This window comes from Rhodococcus sp. R1101, assembly GCF_000278445.1.
Lineage (GTDB): Bacteria > Actinomycetota > Actinomycetes > Mycobacteriales > Mycobacteriaceae > Rhodococcus > Rhodococcus gordoniae.
In genome coordinates this window covers 1-3,315 of the sequence record NZ_AJVB01000433.1, presented here as the reverse complement: position 1 = coordinate 3,315, position 3,315 = coordinate 1, and the positions used below count along the sequence as shown (strand labels likewise).

General features: G+C 68.7%; 4 protein-coding genes. All 4 read left to right on the top strand.

Annotated features, from left to right (window positions below; translation table 11 throughout):
• Positions 1-744: LytR/AlgR family response regulator transcription factor (locus R1101_RS0119325; RefSeq protein WP_016934971.1), on the top strand; the 744-nt coding region annotated here is incomplete at its 5' end.
• A complete protein-coding gene (locus tag R1101_RS0119320; RefSeq protein ID WP_037224178.1) occupies positions 741-1,115 on the top strand; it encodes a hypothetical protein in 375 nt (124 codons plus the stop codon). The genes R1101_RS0119325 and R1101_RS0119320, both read left to right, overlap by 4 nt.
• A gap of 7 nt (positions 1,116-1,122) precedes the next feature.
• Positions 1,123-2,919, top strand: coding sequence for a sodium/solute symporter (locus R1101_RS0119315; RefSeq protein ID WP_016934969.1), 1,797 nt, complete (start codon positions 1,123-1,125; stop codon positions 2,917-2,919).
• 124 nt (positions 2,920-3,043) lie between these two features.
• On the top strand, positions 3,044-3,315 hold a 272-nt coding region (locus tag R1101_RS27590), incomplete at its 3' end, for a DUF485 domain-containing protein (RefSeq protein ID WP_037224177.1).

Sequence of the window (3,315 nt, the reverse complement as noted above, 5' to 3'; positions counted from 1 at the left end):
GACGACGAACCGCCGGCCCTCGACGAGCTCGCCTACCTGCTGCGGGCGCAGGAGGAGATCGGCGTCGTGCACACCGCGGGAGACGCGACGACCGCTCTGCGCGTGCTGCGCGACGGCGGTATCGACGCGGTCTTCCTCGACATCAACATGCCCGGACTCGACGGTCTGGAGCTTGCGGGCATCCTCCGCAATTTCGCCGTGTCCCCGGCCGTGGTGTTCGTGACCGCGCACGACGACCGCGCGGTCTCGGCATTCGACCTCGGTGCCGTCGACTACGTCCTCAAACCGCTCCGTGAGGAACGGCTCGCCGAAGCGGTCCGGCGGATCGCCGAGCGCAGCCGGCCCGCCGCGCAGACGACATCCGACACCGGTCCGGGCGACGACGTGATTCCCGTCGAGCTCGGCGGCGTCACCACGCTCGTGCCGCGCTCGTCGGTCCACTGGGTCGAAGCCGAGGGCGACTACGCGCGACTGCACACCGCGACCGGTTCGCACCTGGTCCGCATCCCGATATCGACGCTCGAGAACCGCTGGGCCGAGGCCGGCTTCCTCCGCGTGCACCGCTCCTATCTGGTGGCGCTGCCACTCGTGACCGGTATCCGCAGCGTCGGTTCGGGCCTCGTCGTCTGCCTGCGCGGCGACAGCAATTCCCCGCCCGTCGAACTACCGGTCAGCCGCCGGCATACGCGCGAGCTCAAGGACCGGCTCATCCGCGGACCCATGCAGTCGTGGACGTCGCGATGAGCAGCACCGGTGGCCCGCCTCCGCAGCGACAGAAGGTCGTTCTCGCCGAGCGGCGCGGGGCGCGCATGGTCCGGACCCGCGTGGAGGTGCAACAGCAGACCGAGGTCGGCGACGCGATGGTCCGCGGGTTGGTCCGTGCGCAACTCGGGCTCGCCCTTCGGGTCGCGTTGTTCACGGTGTGCCTGCTCGGCGCGATTCCGGTGCTGTTCCACGCCTTTCCCGGTCTCGCGGAGATGACGGTGCTGGGCATCCGCCTGCCGTGGGTGTTGCTCGGGGTGGTCGGTTATCCGATCCTGCTCGGTATCGCGTGGGTGTACCTGCGTCTCGCCGAACGCAACGAGCAGGATTTCACCGACCTCACCGACGATTGACGCCCCCGTGAGCGGATCGATTCCCGTCGCCACCGTCGTCGGTCTCGTCGCCGCGGCGATCGCCACCGTCGCGATCGGCGTGTACGGCGTGCGGATGGCGCGCACCACCTCGGATTTCCTCGTCGCCTCGCGCAGTGTGGGCCCTCGCTGGAACGCCGCGGCGATCTCCGGTGAGTACCTCTCCGCGGCATCCTTTCTCGGTGTCGCCGGACTCGTCGCGAAGTTCGGCGCCGACGCACTGTGGTATCCCGTCGGTTTCACGGCGGGCTATCTGGGTCTGCTGCTGTTCGTCGCTGCGCCGCTGCGACGTTCGGGTGCCTACACCGTCCCCGACTTCGCGGAGTTCCGGCTGGGGGAGAAGTGGTTGCGCACCCTGTCGATGATGGTCGTGGCCATCATCTGCATCCTCTACCTGGTCCCGCAGTTCCAAGGAGCAGGGCTCACCCTCAACATCCTTCTGGGAGTACCCGACTGGGTGGGGGTCGCGGTGGTCGGCGTGATCGTCGTGGCCAACGTCGTCGGCGGCGGGATGCGCTCGATCACGTTCGTGCAGGCATTCCAGTACTGGCTCAAACTCACCGCCGTCGCGTTGCCCGCGCTGGTGCTGACGTTGCACTTCGTCGGCGACCACCGGGCCGTAGACGAGCCCGTGCCGCCCACCGTCACGGAGACCACGACCGTCGACGTGACGATCGACGTGGTCGTGCAGGTCGCCGAGCCGCTGCCGGTCGTGGTGACCGGGGAGATCGACGGCCGACCGGTCGCAGGTGAATTCGAACTCGAGCCGGGAGAGCACGTCCTCGGGGCCGGCACCGAACTCGTCCTCGACGCCGGGTCTCCGGTGCCGGTGGTGGCCGGTGCGCCGACCGACAACGACAGCTGGGCGTCGCCGGGGGCCGGATTGGGGGCGAGCAGCGAACATCCGCTGTTCCAGGTCTACTCGCTGATGCTCGCGACCTTCCTCGGAACCATGGGCCTGCCGCATGTGCTGGTGCGCTTCTACACGAACCCGGACGGACGCGCGGCGCGCATGACGTCCTTCGCCGTGATCGGGCTGCTCGGGCTGTTCTATCTGTTCCCGACGCTGCTCGGGGTGTTCGCGCGCCTGTACGTCCCGCAGTTGCTCATCACGGGACGGTCGGACGCCGCGGTGCTGCTGTTGCCGGGATCGGTGTTGTCCGGTTGGGGTGGGCAGCTGCTCGCCGCCCTCGTGGCCTCGGGCGCGATCGCGGCCTTCCTGTCGACCTCCTCCGGGTTGCTGGTCAGTGTCGCGGGCGTGCTGTCCACGGACGTGCTGCGCGGACGGGTGCGCGACTTCCGGATCGCGGCGGTACTCGCGGGCGTGGTGCCGCTCGTGCTGGCGCTGTCGGTGACCTCCCTCGACCTGTCGCGGTCGGTGGGGCAGGTCTTCGCGATCGCCGCCTCGACGCTGTGTCCGCTGCTGGTCCTGGGGATCTGGTGGCGCGGTCTCACCGCGATCGGTGCCGCGGCGGGGATGGTCGTCGGTGGTCTCGTCGCGGGGGCCGCCGCTCTGGCGACCGTGCTGCTGCCGATCGATCCGTCGGTGGCCGCAGGGTGGCCGACGGTGCTCTCCGCCTATCCGGCGGCATTGAGTGTGCCGCTGGCGTTCCTCACGATGATCACGGTGAGTGTGCTGACGCGCCGGCGGATCCCTCGTGACCTGGGCCGGACGTTCTCCCGCATGCACGTCCCCGAGCGGCTCGGCATGGGACGCGACCGCGAACTCGGTGCGTTCGGCGACCGGGGGCGGGGACCCGGGGAGGAGCGCCGTTCGTCGCGGTGACGTGACCGTTCGTCGCACGAGCGCACCCCTCGTCGTTCCGTCCGTACCCGTCTCTGTTCGTGTGACTGCCGTCTCATTAATCTTGTGATCATCCTCACTTCACACGACTACCAAGGAGTCGGCAGTGACCACAGCACCACTCAGCGAGAGTGGCGTACCCCAGCAGCGTCGGATACCGACGCCGCAGGAGTTCGTCACGATGCAGGAGAGCCCGGAGTTCCAGGAACTGCGCAGCCGCCTGCGCCGTTTCGTGTTCCCGGTGACGGCGTTCTTCCTGGCCTGGTACGCCCTGTACGTCCTGCTGGCCACGTATGCGGACGAGTTCATGGCGACGAAGGTCCTCGGCAACATCAACGTCGGTCTGATCCTGGGTCTGGGTCAGTTCGTCACGACCTT

Bases quoted from the DNA above. Each gene is read 5' to 3' on its own strand.
- R1101_RS0119320 (WP_037224178.1), top strand. From the start codon at position 741: ATGAGCAGCACCGGTGGCCCGCCTCCGCAGCGACAGAAGGTCGTTCTC.